The sequence below is a fragment of the Chitinophaga sp. RAB17 genome (assembly GCF_052114225.1).
Taxonomy (GTDB): Bacteria; Bacteroidota; Bacteroidia; order Chitinophagales; family Chitinophagaceae; genus Chitinophaga.
Genome location: NZ_JBFREI010000003.1, coordinates 788,098 through 812,257 on the forward strand (window position 1 = coordinate 788,098; position 24,160 = coordinate 812,257).

A 24,160-nucleotide genomic window follows, 5' to 3' on the forward strand; every position below is an offset into this window, starting at 1 on the left:
AACAAATGAAATACGCTTATATCGCATTAACTACTTTACTACTCGGCGCTACTTCCTGTAAGAAGCTCGTAGAACCTAAAGTATACAGTTACCTCACAGATGCCAACGCATTCCTCACGCTCAGTGATGCCAAAGCAGCTGTAAACGGAGTATACTCCAGACTAAAACAACCGAGTGGCAGATCCGATGCCTGGATGTACTATGCAGGCTTCCAGGTAACCATTTCAGATCTTACCACCGATGTAGGACATGCCAGTACTGCAGGTGATGTGGGGCTGATGTCTGATTGCCAGTGGGCCTCCAGCAATACTTACCTGGCCTTCGCCTGGCAGCATCAGTATAAACTTGTTACAGATGCCAATATATCCATGTATTATATTCCACTGATGAGCAGCATTACTGATGCACAGAAAAACCAGTTTGTGGCAGAGCTGAAGTTCCTGCGCGCACTGGGCTACGTGGATCTTACTGATGCCTTCGGCCCCGTGATCCTGGTAACAGATGAAACCGTGGCACAAAATCTAAAGAGTCCTGAATATAATGCACCTTTAGCTACTACTCCTGTAGCAGATATCAATAAACTGATCATCAGCGACCTGGAGTTTGCAGCACAACATTTACCGCTTAATTACACGAACAGCGATATCTACAGCACCAACGATATAGGCCGTGCTACCAAAGGCGCTGCCATGTCCTTACTCTGTAAACTCTATATGCGTGAACATCAATGGCAGAAAGCCCTGGACCTCACCACAGAAATCATGAAGCTGGGCTACGGATTATACCCTACCTACGCCGGATTATTTGCGGAGAAAAATAAATGGTGCCAGGAAAGCATCTTCAGCGCATTGGCCGACCCATTGAATGATGCCGTAGAAATCATGAACCACTTTGGTCCCATCAACAATCCGGTGGTAACAGACAGATGGCAATACTTTGCATTAACCTGGTACTTCTGGAATACCTTTGCTGCTAATGATGATCGTAAACAAATGTTCTACTATGATTATATCGGTACAGACGGCCTCCATTACGTACAGGGCCCTCCGGGACAAACCAATCCACCTCCGGGATTTTATTACATGCCGGATGTAGCCACTACAAAATTTGCAGATCCTAAAGGCTCTACTACGTACTACGATGGACACGTATTCCCGATACTCCGTTATGCAGATATCCTGCTGTGCAGAGCGGAAGCGCTGAATGAACTGAATGGACCTAACAGCGAATCTATAGACCTGATCAACCAGGTAAAAAGCCGCTCTCATGCTACCGGTTTAGGCGCCCCCGGCACATTCACCAAAGAAACATTGCGTGATGCCATCCTCCAGGAACGTGGCTGGGAATTCTTCTTTGAATGCAAACGCAGGCAGGATCTGATCCGCATGGATAAATATCAAAGCGTAGTAAATAAGTATCTTACCGCTGTCGGAAAAACGGCCACCATTACAATGCCAAGAGATAAGTATTTTTCTTATCCACAGGCTCAGATAGATATCAATAAAACCCTCAACAATAATGACCGCCGTCATTAACAAAGGGTACTGTCTTTTTTTAATTATTCAATATTGCAAATGAAAAGATTGAATAAAATACAACGTATGCTGCCATTGGTTTCAATGGCAGCTGCGTTTTTTTTGATACAGGCCTGCAATAGCGGAGGGAACGACATCACCGAAATCACCCTTACTCCGCAGGGACAAAATGCCCTCAAAGTAAAGGTGGCCGTGCAATGCACCGACACCGTAGATGCTGCCGTGGAATACTGGCCCAAAGGAAAAGAACAGCAACGCACTACTACTCCACTATCCAAACATCAGCTGAAGCATACGATCGTGCTCACCAACCTGCAGCCACTGCAAAGCTATGAGTACCGCGTATTAACAGGCCATGGCAAAGACTTGTACGGCAGCAAGGTATACACCTTTAACACCACCGATGTTCCTGTGTGGATGAAAGATGTGTTCAACGTAGTATGTCCGGACAGCTCCGTTTTACCAGCGCCTTTCAGACAGGGCTATGTGATGGTGTCCCGCCGCGATGATCCCGGCGTATTGTTTTTATTAAATGCCAAAGGACATATCGCCTGGTATCACCAGGTAAGCGGCACCGGCTTTAAAGTAGCCGGTTTTACCCAACAAAACACGCTGTTGTCTCTCTTAGGCGGCCCGGCGTACGAAACCAGCTATGGCGATGAAATACTAGAGCTTTCCCTAACCGGCGACACCCTCGCCGACCTCAAAAAAGGAAGGGATTTTAAACCCACCATCCACCACGAAATTTTATTGAATAACAATAATGAATTTGTTACGCTTTTTGTAGAAGAAAGAATAACAGACCTCAGCAGCAAAGGAGGTAGTAAAACAGATACCGTCAAAGGAGATGGTATCCTGGTATTAGACAGACAAGGCAAAGAAGTATGGAAATGGACAGTATTTGATGTACTGAATCCGCTGGATGATAAAAATATTCTACAGGAGAAAAAAGACTGGATGCACGCCAACTGCGTCACATTCGATAAAGATGGTAACTACCTCATTTCTTTTTATAACAATGGACAAATCTGGAAGATAGATGCCCGCACCGGCAAGCGTCTGTGGGCGTTCGGCAAAGGCGGCGATTTTGATATGCCGGCAGATGCACTGTTTGACCAGGCCCATGCCGTTCATATCAATAAACATAATGAGCTGATGTTTTTCGACAATGGCGTCAGCAAAAAAATATCCCGGACACTGGCATTTAAAATAGATGAAAATGGGAAACAGGCACACCTGGTCATCGACACCAAACTGCCGCCGGAAAATTATAATGAAAGAATGGGCAGCAGCTACCTGGTAGGTGACAGCACCTTACTCCAATGCGCCACCAAACGCAATACCGTTATCCTGACCAATTTACAGGGCAGGTTCCTGTGGCTGATGAGAACAGGCATGTCTTCCTACCGGGCCTCATTTATTCCGGCAGAGAGACTGGCACCTTATATCGCGCAACCTGGATACGCACATTAATGTCAACCAAAAAAACAACACATGCGCCACTTAATAGTGATTAGTTTGATAGGCATCGGTGGATTTGCGATGATTTCTTCCTGTGGCTCTGCCGTGGAAGGTAAAACAACCACCACTGCAGCCGTTACCACTACCGATAAATATATTGCCATAGATACCACCCTCATTCCGAAGGATGCCTTTGGCGAAGCGGTACGTTATGGCAGAGACCTGATGATGAACACGGCACTATATATAGGGCCGGATGGCAGCGCAGGCAAATACCTGGGCAACAAAATGAATTGTACCAACTGCCACCAGGATGCTGGTACCAAAGCCTTTTCCTTCAACCTCATGTCCTCTCACGATAACTATCCCCAATACAGAGGCAGGGAAGGCAAAGTGCTCACGCTGGCGGAAAGGGTTAACAACTGTGTGATGCGTCCGCACAATGGTAAACCGCTGCCACTCGACAGCAAGGAAATGGTCGCTTTTTTGTCGTATTTCAAATGGCTCAGCAGTTTTGTACCAAAAGACAAACCGTTCAAGGGAGCGAAAAATCTACATGTTACCTTTCCTGATATGGCGGCCAATCCACAACATGGCCAACTGTTATACCAGGACAACTGCTCCCGCTGTCACGGTCCCAATGGCGAAGGACAATGGAATGCTGATAAAAGCACGTATGTATATCCGCCACTCTGGGGTAGTACGGCCTATCAGCCTGGTTCCAGTATGCACCGCGTGATCAAACAGGCAGAATGGCTGAAAAACAATATGCCTTATGATAAAGCAGTACCCGGCAAACCTTTTCTTACCGATCAGGAAGCATTGGATATTGCAGCTTTCGTAAACAATGACCAGATTCACCCAAGACCTAATCCAAAAAGTTTTGACTATCCCCATGTAGCGGAAAAGGCGATCGACTATGACCATGGCCCGTTTGCAGATACTTTTTCTGTTGCGCAACATAAATACGGTCCTTTCCCTCCTATTATCAGCTACTGGAAAGAAAAGGGATGGAAAGCGATTTATTAATATCTCATAAAAGAAAGCGGTTGACCAGAACTAATCTGGTCAACCGCTTTCTTTTATGAACTACTTATTACTTCAATGTAATAATACCCACATTGGATACTTCACCTGTCTTAACCGATACAGCAGCAACTGTTGTATCTTTTAAAATACCGTCACCTGCAATGGCAACATTATAAATGCCCGTATTCAAACCGGCTATAACGTATGCACCGGTTAATACATCAGGTATTGCAGCTGCAACCGTATCTGTATTCTGTATAACAAATACTCCTCTCACATGCAGCAACGGCAATGCGATTCCTTTAATGGTACCGCTTGTAGCCGCAGTATACGTGCGGATCACCGGCTTCAGGATGTACTTATTGCTGCCCGTAGTAACAATGGAGCGGCTGGCGTCAAAATCCAGCCATAAACGATATTCAATATCAGCTACCAGGTCGGCATGTATATTCAGTTTTAAACCAGACTGCTGTGCAGAAGGTGTTTCCAGCGGATAAGCCGTCCCTTTTATGACTACGCTGTTGTTTGCACCCAATATTAATCTGATCTGCGAAATTTTACCGGCCGGTATTTCTTTTGATGCCAGCAAGGTATCCAGTCCATTTCTGAAACTCAGGAGATTATATACTCCGGGACGCAGTATGGGAAGTGATTGCCAACCCGAGCCCGTTGCAGCATCTGCAGAGGCATTTACCTGAATGTCTCTGATGTCAATATACACTGCATCATAAGGAGCAGGCGCATCTGTCAGATATATGCTCAACCTGGAATTTACACCACTGGAAGAGTCATTTTTGCTGCAKGCATTTAAAAATAGCAACGATGCTGACACCAGCATAAACGTGGCGAAGAAATGGTTTTTCATGATTAAAAATTGAATAACAGTTTTCGGTTAATATTGATAATTAAGCTTACAAAGGTAGTAACAGATTCTATATAATTAAAAAATTATATATAATAATTGATTAGCTCCTGTATTGGTGATCAACATATAGCATCTCTCTTCATGGCAATATTAAAACACAAAAGACAAAAACCGTACCTGAAACGGATTATATAACGGAATAGATAAACTCGATCTACCCGTTGCGGAATATTGTCCTACTTTTGTAACGATAGTGGATGCATAGACATAAACGCATCACAGCAAGACTTAACAGAAGAAAATTTGGACGAATGCCAGTCAGTAAGAATGAAAATGGATATACCCGTAAACAGGAAGTCGTAAATGGTCTGATACATGGGCTGGGCATTATATTTGGCGTGAGTGCGCTACCAATGCTGGCAGGTATTGCCGCTACGCATAATAATACGCCCGGCATAGTAGGCGCTTGTATATACACCTTCTGCTTTATATTACTTTTCACCAATTCCACCATCTATCATCTATCACAGGAAGTGGCTATTAAAAAGCTGTTCCTTGTATTTGACCATATCAGCATTTACTTTTTAATTGCCGGCACCTACACCCCTTTTCTGCTGGTATACATGAATAATGCATTGGGAATTACACTCTTATCGGTGTTATGGGGACTTACACTCTTTGGTGTACTCTTCAAAATATGGTTTACAGGTAAATATGATATTGTGTCTACCATCATCTATCTGGCCATGGGCTGGATTATGGTGGCCGGGGGCCGTCGTTTTTTTGAGAGTATCCCCCTCCCGGTGATGATCATGCTGGCGATTGGTGGAGGCTTGTATACAATAGGCGTTATTTTCTATATCTGGGATAAATACACCTATACGCATGCTATCTGGCATTTCCTGGTACTGGCAGCGGCCATTTGTCACTATGTGGCGGTATTGCTGACTATGTAAAAAACTATGGAATTATCAGCCGCTCATACCCGGCTGATAATTCCGTTCTGCCCACATCTTTTTCCGGAAATCAGTAGGATTATACCCTGTATATTTTTTAAACGTTCTGTTTAAATGACTTTCGTCTGTGAAGCCCAGCTCCTCCACTATTTCACTCATCCGCATATCACTGTACTGTAAACGTGTTTCCACCAGCTTCAACTTATAATTGGTCACGTAACGCTGTATACTTTCTCCGGTTACCTTCTTCACATATTCACTGATATAATTTTGTGAGATGTTAAACTTCGCGGCCAGTTTCTCTGATCGTAACTTTTCCGGGTAATATATATTCTGGTGTATGTAATTAAGAATTTCGTTGGAAACCTCACTGTTCACCACCGGTTTATCCGGTTGCACCAGCGATACATTACGGGCTACAATGGTAATAATGGTATTGACCAGCTGCTGCACCACTTCATTTCGCAGGGATTGCTCTTTAGGATACTCCAGGATCAACGCATTCACCAGCGCCCTCACTATCGGCTTATCATCTGTATTACGCAAAATACAGCCCGGAAAATGATGATTATTCAGAAAGATATACTCCAGTTTCTTGGCCCAGTCGCCCAGGTTGCTATAGCTATTATCTGTACGCTGTGCTTCCAGGTAAATGCCGTTAAAACGAATGAACAGAAAGGCGGTTTTGCTTTTTATCCTGGTATATTGGGTATCCTGGGGCATAAACAGGAAAAGATTCTCCGGCTCATACTCAAAGCTGTGCTGGTTATTATGCAACATACCTGTACCTTTCAGGATATACACCAGTTCAAAAAAATTGTTCCGGTGCTGCCCCATAGGACAGGTTTCTTCCTCCACATACATGATGTCAAACGGCTTAAAAAGGTTTACTACTTCCATAACCTGATAATGTACAAAATGAACCCCTGTTTATACAAGGGGATACCTGCAAATTTATTGGAATTTTGACTCATCAAATCACAAAAACAAATTTTTCAGATATGAAAGCAATCGTATTACAACAGAATGGCGGCGTGGAAAACCTGGTGAGTAAAGACATTCCCGTTCCAACTATAAAAGATAACGAGGTATTGGTACGCAATAAAGCGATCGGCATCAACCCGGTAGACAACTTCGTAAGAGCCAATGAAGCAGCGCTGCAGTCCATCCTGAAACCCACCGCAGGGGAAGACATTATCCTGGGCTGGGATATCTCCGGCGAAGTGGTCGCCACCGGCAAAGACGTAACCGACTTCAGCACGGGCGATGAAGTATTCGGTATGGTCAATTTTGGTGGTCATGGTAAAGCATATGCGGAATACGTAGCCGCACCTGCCAGCCATCTGGCGGCGAAGCCGGCCAATACCTCTCATGATCAGGCGGCTGCCGCCTCACTGGCGGCACTCACCGCCTGGCAGGCATTGGTTACCTATGGCAAAATAAAGAAAGGCGACAAAGTCCTGATTCATGCTGCCGCCGGCGGCGTTGGTCACTATGCCGTACAAATAGCCAAACACTTTGGCGCCTATGTAATCGGTACTTCTGGTCCCGCCAAAAAAGAAGCCGTGCTGACCTTTGGTGCCGATGAACACATCGATTACACCCAACAGGCATTCGAAGAGATTGTCTCCGATGCAGACATTGTAATCGACTCCCTGGGCATCCCCGGGCACCTGGAACGCTCCCTGGCTGCCACTAAACAAGGTGGCCGGCTGATTAGCCTGCTGGTATTCTTCGATGATGATTTAAAACAAAAAGCAGCCGCCAAAGATGTATATATACACCGCCTGAGCGTAGTATCCAACGGCAATGATATCAAATCAGTAGCTGCACTGCTGGCACAGGGCGCCCTGCACTCCGATATTTCCCATACTTTCCGCTTTGAAGAAATCGGACTGGCACATCAACAGGTGGCGACCGGTAAAACACAAGGAAAAATTGTAATCAGGTTGTAAGTACAGTATAAGTGAAACCGCTCCCAACATGCAAATTAGTATGCATGTTGGGAGCGGCTTTTATACCCTCCTCAAAAAAAATAGCTGCTGCAAAAAGTGCAACAGCTATAATAACAAGTAGACAGTGAGTATATAAAAAATCTTTACCAGAACTTCACATAAATAACTGACAACAACAACAAAATTGTTACAATTAATATCACGGAAGACGGTTTTAGTTTAAACATTTCATAATCCAGCGCAAATGCTTTGGCACTCACTTTGGGCCCTGCAAGGCTAATCCCCACCATCACCAGCACCGTACTCAGGAAAGACCATCCCAGACTGATAAAGAAAGGAATTTCATACTCTCCCTTTGCATTGTGGAAAGCAGTGTAGAGAATGGTTTCCGGACCAAATAGCCGTACCGCCACCTGGTTAAAAAACAGCGAAGCCGCAAAACCCGTAATAATGCCTGCAATTGCAGCAGTACCACTGGTTCTTTTCCAGAACATCCCCAAAATAAAAGTGGCAAATACACCAGGACTAATAAAACTGGAATACTTCTGCACAAAAGTATAACCACCTGCCCCACCGATATCCAGCAGATCATTCCAGGTAAATATCACACCAATAATAATCGCAGCTACAATGGTGAGTCTACCGATCCACACCAGTTGCTTTTCATCTGCCTGCGTGTTGATATATTTCTTGTAAACGTCTAACGTAAAAATAGTGGAAATACTATTGGACTTTCCCGCCAGCGATGCAACGATGGCGGCGGTTAACGCGGCAATCGCCAACCCTTTCAGCCCCGCGGGCAATAAGGTAAGGATAGCAGCATAAGCACCATCCTTATGCCCGCCTTCCAGCTGTGGCAAATGTCCATGCTGATACAACACATAGGCCACTACTCCCGGCAGCATTACAATCACCGGCATCAGTATTTTGAGCAGGCCGGCAAATAAAATACCCGTACGGGCGGTTTGCAGATCTGCACCCAGCGCACGTTGTGTGATATACTGATTACAACCCCAGTAATTCAGGTTGCTGATCCATTGCCCCGCGATATACATTCCAAATCCGGGCAATATCAGGTATTTATTGACATAATCCTGCGGCGCCGCTGCTGCAGGCTTCTTTAACATCATGTGAAAATGATCGGGGGCTTCCTGCATCAGGATATTAAATCCGGCCAGCACATCTTTCCCCATACCGAATTTTTCACTGACTACTGTTAATGCCATGTATGTGGTGGCCAGTCCTCCTATTATCAATACGCCTACCTGTATTACATCGGTATAACCAATTACTTTCATACCCCCCAGGGTAATAATAACGGAGAAGATAGCCAATGCCACCATCACCTCATGAAAGTAAGCACCGCCCAACAGTCCGTTGATAGCCAGTGCCCCCAGGTAGAGGATAGAAGTTAAGTTTACAAATACATACAAAAACAACCAGAAGATCGACATGATTAACGCCACCGTTTCATTATACCGCGTTTTCAGAAACTGCGGCATGGTGTAGATCTTGTTTTTGATATACACCGGCATCAGGAACACCGCTACTATAATCAGGGCGGCGGCACCTACCCATTCATATACAGATACAGCAATACCTACAAAGAAGCCATCGCCGCTCATTCCTATAAACTGCTCCGCTGAAATATTAGACGCAATGATGGAAGCTCCAATGGCCCACCAGGTGAGAGAACCTTCTGCCAGAAAAAAATTCTTGGAGGCGCTTACGACCCCCTTTTTCTTTCTTTTATAAATCCAATAACCATACGACGCAACAATCACAAAATACAATGCAAATACCAGGTAGTCTTTTAAGACAAGTTGATTACTCATAAGTGGATCGGGTTGATCAGCAGTTGTTTATTGACGTGGATATAAAATACCTGGATGGAATATAATCACTTTCCCGGGTGGAAAAAAATCAAAGAGGATTACCCGAATGGATGTCATGTGATTTAAACGCCTGCACCCATCCCCGATAATCCTCTGCCTACCTTATTCTCCGGTTAGAACTTTAAAGTAGTGGGTAAATATTTGGCAACCAGATCCTGGTAATAAGGTTTCAATACCTTCCAATCCGGCGGAACAGGGCTCTTTGAATACAGATCATATGGATTGAACAGGTCTACCCATTTAAACATTTCTACATCATGTGCGTCCATTAAATGGCCGTAGGCATGCTCTTTATGCTGTGGATAGAAGGAATGGTAACGCAGCATATACAAGGCTGGTTCCGGTAAATGATCCTTCATCATCTGATAAACATATTCATCATGGCCCCAGCTCAGGTGTACATTACGCAAACCACAGTTAGGTTCATATACCCCGTATTTGGTGTTATAATCAGGGTTGTTGATATCCGGATTATTTTTGAAGAATTCAGGAAAAACGATCTTGTCGGAAAATGCACAACCTACCGGGAAGGTATCTCCTACCACTGCCCATTGCGGCTCTCCAAACAGGCACAATACTTTGCCCATGTCATGAAACAAACCTGTTAATACCATCCAATCCGGGTGCCCATCGGCACGAATCGCTTCAGAGGTTTGCAGTAAATGCTGGAACTGATCCAGGTCTGTATCAGGATCAGAATCATCTACCAGCTGATTCAGGAAATCAAATGCATCCCATACCGACATTTCCCTTTTATTGAAAGAAAGAAATTCCTGTTCTTTCTGTTTTACAAATGCATAAGACTGGTAGGTATGATTCAACCGGTAAAATTCACGTACGGTATCCCTGGGTGGCGCATCATAATTACGGAATTCAGCGGTGCTTTTTTCCTTATTAATATTGGCAGGATCCGGATAGCGCTCAAGTAAATCATCTTCCCATTGATCCAGCGATTGAAGCGGTGCAGGATTAGGTTGTCCGTTAACGTTATCCATAATATCAGATTTTTAAAAAATTCGTGGAAAAGAAGAATAATATCCTGCTCTAAATATGCGATCTTTTTAAAAATCTTCCGCATAATAGAATAACTTTATTTACTTAACCGATTAAGTAACACAGGCTACCATATGGAAAATGTCACGATCAGGATGCTCGCCGAAAGATTACAGTTATCCACCGCCACTATCTCGAAAGCGTTGAATAACAGTCATGAAATCAGCGAAGAAACCAAGCAGCGGGTGCTGGCACTGGCATCTGAGCTCAATTACGTGCCTAATCCCTATGCCAGCAGCCTGAGAAAAAAAGCCAGCAATACCATCGCAGTGGTGATTCCGGAAGTCGCCGACAGCTTTTTTGCAGAAGCAATTAACGGTATTGAATCGGTAGCCCAGGAAAAAGGATACCATGTGCTGATTTACCTCACGCATGAAAATTTCGGGAAAGAACAGGCTATTTTGAAAGACTTTCAAAGCGGGCGGGTAGATGGCGTACTGATTTCCGTGACCACCGAAACCACCGCCGCCCAACATGGACTTGAACAACTGGTTAAGGAAATACCCATCGTTTTCTTTGACCGGGTATGTGAGGCGGTGACTGCGGCCAAAATCACCACAGATGATGCCATCGCGGCCTATAAAGCTACCACACACCTTATAGCAGGCGGATGTCGTCATATTGGTCTCCTATCTGCTTCCAGGCATCTTTCTATCAGCAACAGACGCGCAGAAGGCTTTCAACAGGCGCTGGCCGACCATCAGCTTCCGCTAAACAGCGCCGCTATCACCTACTGCTCCAACGACCCTATCTCCACACATCAAATCCTTAAAAAGGTGTTCCGGGAACAACATTATGATGGTGTAATAGCTACTACTGAAAAACTGGCGACCGCCGTTTACGAGGTATGTGAAGCATTGCAATTGAGTATACCCCAGGACCTGCAGGTCATAGGATTCTCAAATCTCACCACCGCCAGATTCTTAAACCCCTCCCTCACCACCATATCACAGCCAGCATTTGATATGGGCAAAGCCGCGGCTGCATTACTATTCAAGGCACTGAAAAGCAGCAGTTTTCCTCTGCAGGAACAACAACAGGTGATTCCATCTTCTTTAATAGCCAGAAATTCTACGGTAGCAACAGGCGCCTAAAAACAACTATCTCTGAGCATTTTCATATAGGCAGTACCTTTTTCACGGGCAAAGTTGACGTTGCGCTCCGGGATCTGCTCCGGATGAGGATAATGCAACAACGCCTTTTCGATATCTTCTTCCCGCAAAATATGGAGCATGGGGTAAATAGACCGGTTTGTATAATTGGCGGCATCCTCTGGAGCAGTGCCGGCAAACTGGTAAAGCGGATGAAATCCGGCTACCTGGTAAGTTCCTTCGTACTTCTTTTGGCGGATCAGCTTTTCAGCAGCCGTTACCAACTCCAGGTAATCGCGGAATACCGGGAAGGCATCCGGTAAAATCAGTAAAGTAGTAGCGATGTCCCGATCTTTGTCCAGCAGTAAACATTCTGCCAGGAAATCTGCCCTGGCAGTACTTATCGTAGTACCTTCACTCACTTCGTAACGTATACTGTTACGCTTTACCTCTCTACCTGCAAACGGACAGAAATTACAACCTATCACCAGTTCCCTGATCCAGTTTTGTGTTTGTGCAATCACCTTTTCGATTTGTCCCGGATCATATGCCATAGCGGTGAAGGTACGTATAACTATCTTTTGGTAATCACCGTATTCTTAAAGTGATCTCCTACGCTGTAATGTTCAATGAAGTATTTGTCTGCCGGCAGGTAAGCCTCAATCATCGGTAATTGGGGAGCATAATGGTAGCTGCCGCCGGGTTGAAGCGCCGCCAGGATATCCATATACTTACGGGCATACCGCAGATATTCACTGTTACTACGCTGATGATGATGCAGAAAATGATTGGAGAAAGAAAGATTGGAAATAATGGTGCCCCAATATCCCGTTTCCAGCGGATATTCCAGCCAGTCGGTGGCTACGAGGTAGTCTTCTGTATGGTCAATAAACCGGTCTATGCCGGTAGCTGCAATGCCTTGTTCCTGTAAATGCCGCACCAGATAAGCATGCTGTCCACAACCTATATCCAATACCGGCCCCTTCATGGTGGCCGGATCCAGACGCAATACTGACAGTTGCATAGCGGGAGAGTATTCTGCGCAAACAACACCCTGTACATGTTGCTGATTCACCCCGTTTAATTCCCGCACAAATGGATTGGTTTGCAACAACCACTGTGTTAAGCGCTCCCCATGCAGTTCTTCCAGTCCGCCGAAATCGGTGCGTTTGCTTTTAAGGATACGGATAATGTCCTCCAGTAGTGCCCTATATACGGCTTTTAATGATTCACCGGCAGCACCGGAAACGTTCATATACTGGTTTACCGCGCAAAAGGCCAGTTGAGCCTGTTCCGTAAGATAATTAACCAAACCTGCTGTCAACCCATCCGTATTTAATTGTAAAATTTCTTTCGGGTAAGTTGCCAGCAGGTATCTGGTATAAGGCGTCCACGCCAGTGCAGCGCTTTTTCCGCCATAAAAAAGATTCAGATTTTTATGTTGCTGGTGTTGTGACGAAATACTCTTTATAATCTCCGGAAAAACTGACATGCATATACTTTAGCCACCTAAAGGTACGCTGCTTTCAGGGATTAAGGGTAAGTAATCCGTACAATCCGATTGGCTACCCGGTAATCGTACCGGGTAAAACTTCCTGCTACCAGCATAGATTTTTCTCCCGCCTGCTGTACTATTTTCAGGATACCTCCGCTGTTGGCGCTGGGACTGAGCGTAATACCTCCATTGCTGTTGAAGGTAGGATGAATAGAACCATCTGCGTTCAGCACAATGACATTGTTCCGTTCCAGGTCGCCAAACTTATTGAAGATACCGCTGAGAATAATTTGTCCACCCGGCATAAAACTGATATTGTAAATAAACCCGCTGGTGCCTTTGCCAACATTAAAAGTAGGGTCTACTACTCCGTTCTCATTAATACGGGCCAAATGTGGCACAGGAATGCCGCCATAATTATTAAAGCTGCCTGTCAGCAGGATCTTCCCATCTGCCTGCCGTTCCATGTTATCAATGCCCCGGTCTGCTCCGGCGCCAACGATAAAAGAAGGGTCCAGTGAACCATCTGTATTCAGTCGTGCGATACGATTTACCGGTTGCCCGTTGTATTTGGTGAAGGTGCCGGCTATCAGCAGCTTGCCATCCGGCAACAGGATAGATTTGTTGATAAATCCATTGGGACCTTCATTACCCATGTGTTTCGCCAGATCATAATTGTAAGTGCTGTCAATACCACCATCCGGCGTTAAACGCACCAGGCAATTGATCTGTATAGAATCCAGGTGAACAGAGTCCAGCCCTAATGAGCTGGTCAGTTTAAAATTGGGTTGCACATAAAAACGAAAACCTCCTGTGAGCAGGATATTTCCGTCTGCCTGTACATGCATATTATCTACCGACCCGGAGATACCGCCTTTCAGTACAGATACCGCGAGATCCTTACCGGAAGGCAATTCTATTCTGTTTGCTGCCAGCGATCCGTTGTTATTCAGTAGAGCGATGCTGTTAACATAACCTACTCCTTCGTAATTGTTGAAAGATCCTGCTACCAGGTATCTATTTGTTGTTCCCGGCAGCGTTGCGGGTAGCATTACTGCAGTGCGCACCAGGGTATTGGTACCATTTTTATTATCCGGACCAAAGCTTCCATCCACGGTGCCATCATGATTCATCCTGGCCACCCGGTTTAGCCCTCCTGGTTTACCGCTGCCGCCGTAGTTCGTAAAATTCCCTACTATCAGGTACTTCCCGTTCTCTACCGGGATCATGTCGGTAATAACATCGTTTGCTCCCACTCCGCTCGGGTAGAGTGTATCCATTTCGAATACCCCCTGCACACGGAAAAACGGACCAAAAAAGTATTGCTGCTCTACCTGCGCCGCCACATTTCCGGTAGCTGCCTGTGCAGGTACTTTTACACGTACAGTCGTATCCGTTAGTGATATGATGGTAGCTTTTACCCCATTAAAAAGAATGGATAATTTATCCTTATTCTTTTCAAACCCTTTACCAGCAATCACTACTTCATCTCCTACGCGTCCCTTGACAGGATTGATACCATCCTTGTTAATATAAATGGCAGGCAGGACTGTTTCCTGGTAAGGGTTTTTCCCGTTGGTGTTCACTGCTTCCTTTTTACAGGCGCCCAAACCAGCCAGGAGTGCTATTAAATAAATATATCTTTTCATAGAGAATGCGTTAATAGATTATTGATTCTGCAACACCTGTTCTGCCGTTCTTACAAAGTCACCCCGGAAACCAAACGTATGCCTGATATTCAGGGCATGTATCACACCATTGGTGGGTTGAATATCCGAGGAAGCAACATTTACATACGGATTATTCCGGAAGGTGACAGGATCAAAGGTGATATCCGTCAGCAGCAGGATACGTGCTCCTACTGCTTCCACACCGTTATAATTCTGATACTGCAACCCGATGTTCAGTATATAACCATTGGCCATTACATAATTAATTCCCGGATAGGCGTACCAGTTAGCAGGGTCCACCCGCGCAAACTGGTTGGCGGTATGTTTTCCTTTCATGATATACCGTAACAGGAAATCACGCCATACACTTCCCGGAATATCCGACAGCTGTGCACTATCTTCCACCATCCGATACCGGAGTTCATTCAGTGCACGCAGCGCATCTCCAATGCTCTGATCAGTAGGTGCAAAAAAAGTAACAGAATCATTTTGCAGCATATCTTTCATTCCTGCTTTCTCTACTATAAAAGCAACGGTATCAAACAGGTAGGGATTCTTTACCAGGTAATCGTAGATGGTACCGTTATAATGAGGATCTGCCAAACCTCCGTCTATATAGTAATCCTTTTTACAGGCAGATATAAATAATCCTACCAACAACAGGATGCCGGCTAAGGGCAACAGCTTGCGCATAGTAAATATTTTAACAGTTATTGTATCCAATATTGGTTTCTGGTCACCAGTGGGTTGTTCTTTACCGCATCACTTGATATAGGCCAGGTCCATGCACCCATATCCATCTGCTGCTGTGTCAGCGAGTTCTCTGTCACATTCTTATCCATAATTCTACCGGTGCGGATCAGGTCATACCATAAATGCCCTTCTCCCATCATTTCTTTTTCTCTTTCTAAAAACACAGCATCCTGTAATGCTTTACCGCCGCTGCCTGTGTAAGATTTAGCCCCTGCTCTGTCCCGTACCAGGTTCAACATCCCGATAGATTCAGCTGGCTTATTCAGGTAAGCCAACGCTTCTGCTCTCAGCAAAATGATATCTGCGTAACGGAAAAAAATGAGGTTGGCATCGTAGTCTCTTGTTTCAGGATCAGTGATCGCCGAAAATTTCAGGAACATCGGGGTCTGGTCTGTGTTGTAAGCATTATAAAACCACAGCTCCAGTCGTTTGTCCGTTTCACCCCTGGGATAGATCCGGTCCAGGTGCCTGATCATCGGAGTAATTTCGCTTCTGCCCCCGATCTTATCGTGAATATAAGGTTCATGTAAGGTCCATTGACAAATCAGCGAGTGAAACTTACCACCATAGTTAGCATCCAGCGACAGTTCAAAAATGCCTTCTTCTGAACGGCCTTTGAATATGGCCTGGAAGGTTTCTTTGGTATAAGGCAACAACTTATACACATTCAGGTCCATTATCTCTTTTCCCAACGCAGCAGTTTGCTCCCAGTATTTATGTTCATTTGCTTTATCAAATCCGGCTGCCCACATATTAATATGCGCCATTAAAGCCAGTGCAGCGCCCTTGGTACCTCTCACAGCCCTGTTGGTAGGATCGTCATAGGCAATTGGCAAATCCTCTTTACAGGCTTCCAGGTCTTTTAAACAAAAATCCAGCACCGTCAGCATTTTTTCCCTGGGTAACAATTTTGTACTGTACGCGTCTATCTGTAAAGGAACATCTCCGTATAACCTTACGATGTAGAAATAAGTAAATGCACGGATAAACCTGGCTTCGGCAGTAAGCGCTTTTTTATCCCTGTTGCCGAAGTTAGGATCCTCGATTCCGGGAATCCTGTCTATACACAGGTTTGCCAGGGCGATCGCCTGGTAAAATTCTTTCCAGTTCCGGGGATTTTCGGCGCCATCACCATTGCCGGTATTCAGCATCTGATTCTGCCCAAGCGCCTTCAGATTGCTTTTCCCAAACCAGTTCCAGTTACCTGCTCTGAAATCACCTGTATTATATAAGATGCTGCTTGTAAATTTATTCAACAAAATACCATAAGCACCATTGATCGCACTTTCTGCATCCTGCTTTGTTTTCCAGAAGTCTTTTCCGGAAAGTGTGTCCAGTGGCTTTACTTCCAGAAATCTTTTACAGGCGCCTGCGCCTGCCAGCAAACAAATCAGGATTCCTATTTTATACCATTTGTTCATCTGAAAATAATTTAAACGTGATTAAAATTGTGCGCCTATACCAAATGTGAAACTGCTGGCAGCAGGATATCCATTGATATCATCCCTTCCCAGCGAAGTAACTGTTTCCGGATTAGGACCAGAATATTTGGAGAAGATGGCCACGTTATAGGCTGTAAAATATGCGCGCAACACACGAAGCTTTAACCGCTTCATGAAATCAAAATCGCGGAACTGATACGCCATCGTAATCTGGTTGATCTTAAAATAAGAACCATCTTCCATCACCAGGCTCTGATTCAGGCGGTTGGGTCTCACCAGCAGGTCATGATCAAAAGAGCCTACAATCGCCGGCCGGGAAGCAACATCGCCGGGCCGTTTCCAGTAATTCAGCTGGCTGATATCGTACAGGTTTACCGGCCCTCCTGCTACACCGGTAATGGATTGGGCATCCGGGTATTGTAACCGGTATATCCTCGCAGCAATAGCATTATTCAAAATGCTGCGGTTCAGCAGATAAGTACAAAATACGCTCAATGATAAATTACGGTAGCTGAAGGTATTGTTGAAACCACCTGTTATGGAAGGTTCAGGATTACCCATGATCATATAGTCTGCGTCGCTCAGTGCATAATCTCCGTTCAAATCCCTCCAGATAGGATCACCTGCCTGGAAAAACTGGGAACCCGGTCCTGCATTGGCTTTATAACGTACACCCCTGATAGGATCTACTGGTACATCAGAAGTGTTTTTATACACGCCATCTGTCTGGAATAAATAGTTACTCTGCGGATTTCTGCCCACTTTCAATGCGATAGACTGGTAATTCTGATCATCGATATTCAAATAGAACTGTGATCCACCCGGCAACTCTGTGAGTACCCCGTTGTTATAAGCACCATTGATACTTACTGTCCACTGCAGGCCTTTTGGATTGGAATGTACGATTGGACGTCCTGTAATAGACAGCTCATGGCCGTAGTTTACAATGGCGCCACCATTTACCTGCATCTTATTATAACCGGTAGAATTAGGTAAAAAAGCATCCCTTACAAGGTTGTAGTTGTTCTTGTAATAAGTGTCGTAAATGATTTCAATGCGACCCTTAAATAAACCCAGGTCTACCCCAAAGTTGAATTGTGATGATTTTTCCGGCTCCATGGAAGGATTCGCCAACACATCAAATTCCGGTATCGTAGAGTTACTGTTGTTATAACCAGGCACACTTTTATATACACCCAGCGAATTAAGAATAGTAGCAGTAGGCCGGCTGTTAACGCCATAGGTGGTACGGATAGATCCGTAATCCAGCCAGTTAAGCCGGCGCATCAGGTTTTCTTTATTGAAATTCCAGCGGAAGCCAACAGAAGGATTTTTGGTATAGGGATTATTAATACCCGCCGCAGAACTTCCATCCAGGCGATAAGCCAGATCCACACTATATTTGGTGCGGAAGTTATAAGACAGGAAACCGGCCCAGGAAGCAGCATGATACACATAGGATACCGGTGTACCATTTACATTCACTTCATTGGCATTGTTCCATACGTTACCCGGATAAAAACGGGGAGAATAACCGCGGGGGCCCCAGTAGTAATCATTAGGACCATTACGCACATCTCTTACATGCTGGTCATCTGATTTAATATTTATTTCACTGAAAACGCTGGCGTAAATGTTATTACCTTTTTCCAGGTCCTTTTTGTTGGAGCTATAGCTATAGTTCACACCATTCCGGGTATTCAGCTCATCATGTCTGCCAACAAAACCATATAAGCGGGTTGCATTATTGTTGGAAAATGACATCTTAAACTGGTCCCTGGTGTCGGTATAATAATCATATGAGGTAGTAGAGTTGATCCGCAGGTTGTTGATAATTTCATAATCGATATCCACAAAGCCCCTGAAGTTAACGGTGTTATTATCATCCACATTATTTTCATAACCATCCAGCTGCGGATTACCCACAAACTTGGAAGGACCGGGCAATAACGAGGTGGTAAAAGAACTGCCAGCACCATTATCGGTGAGCCCACCGCCATTACCACGTTGCTTTTGTCCCAGTGCACTGAATAACTGTGCGCCAATACGCAGCTTTTTACTGGGCTGCATGTTCAGTTGCATATTCAGGCTGTACTTATTGAAGCCGGTATTTTTCAATACCCCCTGGTTCATTTGGTAGGCGAAGTTGGCCTTATAGTTCATCTTGATATTACCTCCACTCACCTGCACGTTATTATTGGTATTCATCGTGGTCTGATAAAATAAGCCCTGCCAGTCGGTCGAATTATTAAAGAAGGCGTTCAAACTATCTGTCAGGAACAGTGCATCCAGATCAGACAACCTGTCCCGCGCTTCCTGTATGTCCCGGGAGTTAGCCAGAATAGAGTTAATACGATACCTCCGCTCTTCATTACCCCCAATGGTGGGCCTTAACTTAGGCGGGAAATTAACGAAGATGCTGCTGTTGACATCAATGATAGGCGTAGGTGAATTACCGCGCTTGGTAGTCACTACAATTACACCGTTTGCTCCTCTGGAACCATACAAGGCGGTTGCCTGTGCATCTTTCATTACTTCAATAGACTGTACATCTTCCGGAGGAATCAGTGCCAGTGGCCCGGTAGCAGCTCCCGGCTGCAACATGGATTGTGATATGCCCCCATCAAAATCTACCGGCACATTGTCTATCACCAATAGCGGGTTATTGCTGGCCAGGTAAGCCTGGTCTCCACTTCCACTTACATTCAGCTGAGATACACCTCTAACGGACATGGTACCACGAAAACCTGGCGCACCTGAGTTATTCTGAATATTTAACCCTGCTACTTTACCCTGCAATAATTCCTGGATATTGGAAACCGGTACATCCTGCAGATCCTTACCCGAAATTACTGCTACCGAACCGGAAACTGTTTCTTTGGTACGCTTCTGATAGCCTACTACCACGGCTTCTTTCAGGGATTTATTCTCCGGTGAAAGTGTGACATTCAATACAGTTGCTTTTCCAATCTTCATCGTTTCAAAACGATAGCCGATATACCGGAACTGAATGGTTTTGTCTGGTTCTACTTTAATCGTAAACTGCCCTGTTGGATCTGTTACCCCCAAACCTTTATTATTTTTTATATCAATGATAGTTACACCCGGAATTCCCTCTTTCGAAGCGGCATCCGTTACCCTACCTTTGATGGTAACTGCCTCCTGGGCATATACCGTATAGCTGGCTCCTGTAAGTAGCAGGAAAAAAATCACCAGCAATATTGAGTACCGTTTATTCATGGCACGGAAGTTTTAATGTTTTCAGAATACAGTTACCTGGTTAATCATTGGCAAACTTGGGATTCACTTTAAACTTAAAGATGACCTCCCAGCTGCCCGCCTCAAAGATGGAGAACGTCAGTCCCAGTGCTGCCTGGGTACGCTGACCATATGAAACCCTTTCATAAAGAAAACCAATAGCGGCTTGTTCATTGATACCTACATCCGCCAGCACCGGGAAGGGATTGGTGATATCCCAGGTAACTACGGTACTATCCTGGGTCATTTTCCGGTTGAATGCAAAGGGAACCATTTGCTGGATGGTATTACTTCTGTAAACAAGACTATCCCATTTGGTAATATTAAAAACGGGTAGCCTGATCACTGCGGAATCTGCATCAAAAAACTTAATAGAGAGTGTATTCTTTGCGGTACCTGTTTTCCGGAAATAAACCGTAACATTATCCGCCGTAATAAAATTATTCTGCTTGTCCTGTACACCAATCACAGTAGGGTGAATCACCCCACCCTTGTCCAGAGGTTTGCGTAGTCCTGTAAAATCATCGAATTCATAGGGCTCATAAGGGCGCGGCCGTGCAAGCTGCAACTTTCTTTTCTGAAAAGTTTTTTGTCCACCATTGTTCTTCACAAAAATGTCGAAAGTGTACGTACCGGGTTTCAACTTCGAGGTATCAGTAGCCCAGAATACCAGGTCTCCGGAATTAGGTTTGATATCCAATACGGGTCTTTTCACTTGTATCCGCTTGGCATTAATTTCTTCCACACTTTTCTCTGTACCGCTATAATAGGTTTTCCATTGCCAGGTATCTACCTCTTCTCTTAATGCGGGTACAGGCTGACCATTCGGGCCGGCAATATTCTGCAGCTCAAACGTAAGTGGCTGAGTGGAGTAATCCGGATTAAACTTACCATAGAACACGTTGGTGCGACCAAAATTTGCAGCATAAAGATCTCCATCGAAACTGGCATTGTTACTGAAATGTTCTTTTTCTTTCGGCAACAAACTTTTATAGCAGCTGGTTGCCATCATTGTCAGCAGGCCAGTAATTGCATATTTATATACTTGCGGGTTCATGGCTGATTAATTTATTTTAGTGAAAATAACACGGTGCAGATTCAGGTTAGCCTTCTTCATCACCACTTTCATCAGGTGCTTACCCTGTGGTAAATCTGCGGTGCCAAATGCACCCTGCCAGTTTTGCCACCCACCTGTTCCCTGTATAGGAATTTCATTTGATACGGTTACACCATCTATCGAGAGATAAATAATACCACCACCGTTTCCTGCTATTCTCAGTTCTACTTTATATTTTCCTGCTTCTTTAATATTCACGGTATATCTTACCCAGTCTCCATCGCTGGTCCAGCCTATGTTGTAGCCGCCACCGGGGCTTACCTGGTTATCTCCTTCGGAACAGTTTTCTGTACCTGGTGCATCCGGACGATAAGCATGGTTACCATTACCGTTATTGTAATGGAATGCCACCTCTTTAGGACCTTCGTCATAGTCTGCCGCATTTACAATACCCGGTATTTCAATCGGGAAGCCGAGGTAAGGACCCTGAATAGGTTCCAGTGATTTAGGATAAGCCTTGCCAACAAAAGAAGTAAACCCAAAAACATGTCTGCTTTCCAGGATATGCATCATCCCATTTTTTGTTTTGATATCCACGTTTTGCGTCAGGGCAGTAGACCAGTCCTTGATGAACCGGGAATCATTGCGGTCGCTGAACTGTACCACTTCCGTACCACCACCCACGGCGCCGGAAGCATTGGTGCGACTCATTTTCCCGTTCATGCCATGTTTGTACAGCGATACAAGATCGGCGCCATCTGCATAACGCAATGAATCTGCATCTACGATGCCCTGCAGAATATACCGGCGCAAAAGACTATCCCATACCTTTAATGGAATACTGTCCATGGTCCAGTTACCAGGATCTCCCAAACGTATCCGTGCGAAATTCACATTGCGCATCGCCGTTTCAATACTGTTATCCTGTGGTATAAAAAAAGTAACCTTATCATTTTTTAATATCTCTGTAAGATGTACGCTGTCTATGATCCTTAACAGGGTGTCATACAAGGTTCCCTGTGCCTTGAGGAAATCATAAGTACTTACGCCCACTTCGGATACAGGTTTCGCATTGCGATAGTCCTGCAACCCTTTTTTGCAGGCAAAACACCCGGTGATCGCCAGCAGTAATAGCATTTTTTTCATGGCAGTGATTTATTATTTCCAGAAACTATTTTGAATCAGGGATGGATTGTTGGACAACGCCTCTTTTGATATTGGCCAGTAGGCAGCACCTTTATCTACATCCGCCTGTGTAAGCCTGCTGTATTGAGGAATACGTTTAAAATGCACGAGGTCATACCAGTACCAGCCTTCTCCCATCAGTTCCCGGCGGCGTTCCAGCAAAATAGCATCCAGCAGCGCTTCGCCACTGGTGGCTGTGTTCACATTTTTGAGCGCCCTGCTGTTACGGATCCGGTTTAAATCCTTCTGTGCCTCATCCGTCATTCCCAACCGGGCTTTCGCTTCTGCACGTAACAGGAATAGTTCTTCATAACGGAATACAATAATGCAGGAGGCGTACATTTTCAATACAGGATTAGTCACACTGCTGTTGATCTGCTTCATCTTAAAGAAAATAGGATAGGTATCTTCCAGCTTGGTAAAAAAGTAAGCAGGACGTTGTTCATGCGGCTCTGCGTAAATCTTTAACACCGTATCCCTCGGAACATATATTTCAGACTCCCGCTTAGGTATATAGGGGTCCCGTAGTGTCCAGTCTTCCAGTTGTCCGGTAGAAGAAATTTCCGCGTGGTCAAAGTTCATATCTACCTGGAAAATATTACAGTCAAAACGTCCACGGAAAGCACCATCCAGCCTCGTAAGCTCTCCCACGCTTACAAAATTGTATCCACTGCTGGAGGTAGTGTTGACTACGATATCGGCATATTCCAGCGCCTTGTCGTATTTACMCTGCCAGGAATAAATATGTGCCAGCAACGTATAGGCCATTCCTTTAGTAATGGTAATAGACTTATGGTGCGATTCTCCCTGGCCACGGTAGTCCCCCTGCTGTTCCGGTGACTTTCCATCATACCTCCAGGGCAACCCATCGATACAGGTTTTAGCTTCTGCAGCGGCGTAGTCCAGCACTTTCTGCCAGCTTTCCCTTGCAATATTCTTAGTACTACCATCCGCTACTTTAGTTACCAGTGGCACATCTCCCCAGATCCTGACAATATAGTAGTAGAGAAAAGCTCGGATATAAATGGCTTGCGAAATATCCAGCTTCAGATCGTTCTGTGAATAACGGTAGTCTGATACCGTTACCTGTGGCAATTTGGCGATAGTAAGATTACATTGCGCAATAGCTGCATAAAATCTACGCCAGTCACGCCATTGCGACATAGTAGAAAAAGTAGCGTTCAGATTACTTTCTACCACGGCTTTGAGATCACCGCGTTTGGTAGACTGAAAGTCTCCTCCCCGCAAGTCCCCATATACCCAGTGCGCATTTTCATTGCACATGGCTGCTCTCATTAAAGCATAACAGGCAGATAATCCGGCACGGGCATCATTCTTTGTCTGCCACATATTTTCTTCCGATAAGGCACGATGTCCGGGAACGTCCAGCATCTTTTTACAGGACAGTATACCTACCGCCAGGAACAGTAGGATCCCGGCAACAGCAATATTTTTCATGA

Annotated in this window: 19 protein-coding genes; 6 read left to right on the forward strand and 13 right to left on the reverse strand. The window is 45.0% G+C overall.

Annotation, left to right across the window (positions count from 1 at the left end):
- Positions 1-5 precede the first annotated feature (5 nt).
- Genes AB4Z08_RS14900 through AB4Z08_RS14910 form a run of 3 tightly spaced genes read left to right on the forward strand, consistent with a single transcriptional unit; the run spans position 6 to position 4,025 of the window.
- Complete coding sequence (locus AB4Z08_RS14900) at positions 6-1,535, forward strand: RagB/SusD family nutrient uptake outer membrane protein (RefSeq protein WP_441574544.1); 1,530 nt, start codon at positions 6-8, stop codon at positions 1,533-1,535.
- Positions 1,536-1,574: 39 nt separating this feature from the next.
- The gene (locus AB4Z08_RS14905) at positions 1,575-3,008 is read left to right on the forward strand and encodes an aryl-sulfate sulfotransferase (protein ID WP_441574545.1); all 1,434 of its coding nucleotides are present in this window, start codon (positions 1,575-1,577) and stop codon (positions 3,006-3,008) included.
- A gap of 21 nt (positions 3,009-3,029) precedes the next feature.
- Positions 3,030-4,025: a c-type cytochrome gene (locus AB4Z08_RS14910; RefSeq protein ID WP_441574546.1), complete on the forward strand. Its 996-nt coding sequence runs from the start codon at positions 3,030-3,032 to the stop codon at positions 4,023-4,025.
- A 67-nt stretch (positions 4,026-4,092) separates the two neighbouring features.
- On the opposite strand, the gene AB4Z08_RS14915 is transcribed toward AB4Z08_RS14910, so the two are convergent.
- Complete coding sequence (locus AB4Z08_RS14915) at positions 4,093-4,890, reverse strand: DUF4382 domain-containing protein (protein WP_441574547.1); 798 nt, start codon at positions 4,888-4,890, stop codon at positions 4,093-4,095.
- Positions 4,891-5,201: 311 nt separating this feature from the next.
- On the opposite strand from AB4Z08_RS14915, the gene trhA reads away from it, so the two are divergent.
- A complete protein-coding gene (gene trhA / locus AB4Z08_RS14920; RefSeq protein ID WP_441574548.1) occupies positions 5,202-5,846 on the forward strand; it encodes a PAQR family membrane homeostasis protein TrhA in 645 nt (214 codons plus the stop codon).
- Positions 5,847-5,861: 15 nt separating this feature from the next.
- Here trhA and AB4Z08_RS14925 read toward each other — a convergent pair whose 3' ends face one another.
- Positions 5,862-6,746 carry an AraC family transcriptional regulator gene (locus AB4Z08_RS14925; RefSeq protein WP_441574549.1) on the reverse strand — a complete coding sequence of 295 codons (885 nt, stop codon included), beginning with the start codon at positions 6,744-6,746 and terminating at the stop codon, positions 5,862-5,864.
- 101 nt (positions 6,747-6,847) lie between these two features.
- On the opposite strand from AB4Z08_RS14925, the gene AB4Z08_RS14930 reads away from it, so the two are divergent.
- Entirely contained in the window at positions 6,848-7,801 is a 954-nt protein-coding gene (locus tag AB4Z08_RS14930) for an NADP-dependent oxidoreductase (RefSeq protein WP_441574550.1), read from the forward strand.
- 143 nt (positions 7,802-7,944) lie between these two features.
- Here the strand turns inward: AB4Z08_RS14930 and AB4Z08_RS14935 are convergent, their stop codons facing one another.
- Together AB4Z08_RS14935 and AB4Z08_RS14940 are read right to left on the reverse strand one after the other, a co-directional pair.
- Complete coding sequence (locus AB4Z08_RS14935; RefSeq protein ID WP_441574551.1) at positions 7,945-9,636, reverse strand: sodium:solute symporter family transporter; 1,692 nt, start codon at positions 9,634-9,636, stop codon at positions 7,945-7,947.
- Positions 9,637-9,809: 173 nt separating this feature from the next.
- The gene (locus AB4Z08_RS14940) at positions 9,810-10,691 is read right to left on the reverse strand and encodes an inositol oxygenase family protein (RefSeq protein WP_441574552.1); all 882 of its coding nucleotides are present in this window, start codon (positions 10,689-10,691) and stop codon (positions 9,810-9,812) included.
- A 132-nt stretch (positions 10,692-10,823) separates the two neighbouring features.
- On the opposite strand from AB4Z08_RS14940, the gene AB4Z08_RS14945 reads away from it, so the two are divergent.
- A complete protein-coding gene (locus AB4Z08_RS14945; RefSeq protein ID WP_441574553.1) occupies positions 10,824-11,843 on the forward strand; it encodes a LacI family DNA-binding transcriptional regulator in 1,020 nt (339 codons plus the stop codon).
- Here AB4Z08_RS14945 and AB4Z08_RS14950 read toward each other — a convergent pair.
- Genes AB4Z08_RS14950 through AB4Z08_RS14990 form a run of 9 tightly spaced genes read right to left on the reverse strand, consistent with a single transcriptional unit; the run spans position 11,840 to position 24,158 of the window.
- The gene (locus AB4Z08_RS14950; RefSeq protein WP_441574554.1) at positions 11,840-12,394 is read right to left on the reverse strand and encodes a DUF1415 domain-containing protein; all 555 of its coding nucleotides are present in this window, start codon (positions 12,392-12,394) and stop codon (positions 11,840-11,842) included. The two genes, AB4Z08_RS14945 and AB4Z08_RS14950, sit on opposite strands and share 4 nt — an antisense overlap.
- Positions 12,395-12,414: 20 nt before the next feature.
- Positions 12,415-13,332 carry a class I SAM-dependent methyltransferase gene (locus AB4Z08_RS14955; RefSeq protein ID WP_441574555.1) on the reverse strand — a complete coding sequence of 306 codons (918 nt, stop codon included), beginning with the start codon at positions 13,330-13,332 and terminating at the stop codon, positions 12,415-12,417.
- A 41-nt stretch (positions 13,333-13,373) separates the two neighbouring features.
- Entirely contained in the window at positions 13,374-14,984 is a 1,611-nt protein-coding gene (locus AB4Z08_RS14960; protein ID WP_441574556.1) for an IPT/TIG domain-containing protein, read from the reverse strand.
- 18 nt (positions 14,985-15,002) lie between these two features.
- Positions 15,003-15,698: a fasciclin domain-containing protein gene (locus tag AB4Z08_RS14965; protein WP_441574557.1), complete on the reverse strand. Its 696-nt coding sequence runs from the start codon at positions 15,696-15,698 to the stop codon at positions 15,003-15,005.
- Positions 15,699-15,715: 17 nt separating this feature from the next.
- Positions 15,716-17,179, reverse strand: coding sequence for a RagB/SusD family nutrient uptake outer membrane protein (locus tag AB4Z08_RS14970; RefSeq protein WP_441574558.1), 1,464 nt, complete (start codon positions 17,177-17,179; stop codon positions 15,716-15,718).
- Positions 17,180-17,200: 21 nt separating this feature from the next.
- Positions 17,201-20,440, reverse strand: coding sequence for a SusC/RagA family TonB-linked outer membrane protein (locus tag AB4Z08_RS14975; RefSeq protein ID WP_441574559.1), 3,240 nt, complete (start codon positions 20,438-20,440; stop codon positions 17,201-17,203).
- Positions 20,441-20,480: 40 nt separating this feature from the next.
- On the reverse strand, positions 20,481-21,515 hold the full coding sequence (locus AB4Z08_RS14980) for a DUF5007 domain-containing protein (protein WP_441574560.1): 1,035 nt from the start codon (positions 21,513-21,515) through the stop codon (positions 20,481-20,483).
- Between the two features lie 6 nt (positions 21,516-21,521).
- Entirely contained in the window at positions 21,522-22,661 is a 1,140-nt protein-coding gene (locus AB4Z08_RS14985) for a carbohydrate-binding protein (RefSeq protein WP_441574561.1), read from the reverse strand.
- Between the two features lie 12 nt (positions 22,662-22,673).
- On the reverse strand, positions 22,674-24,158 hold the full coding sequence (locus AB4Z08_RS14990) for a RagB/SusD family nutrient uptake outer membrane protein (RefSeq protein WP_441574562.1): 1,485 nt from the start codon (positions 24,156-24,158) through the stop codon (positions 22,674-22,676).
- Between the last annotated feature and the right edge of the window lie 2 nt (positions 24,159-24,160).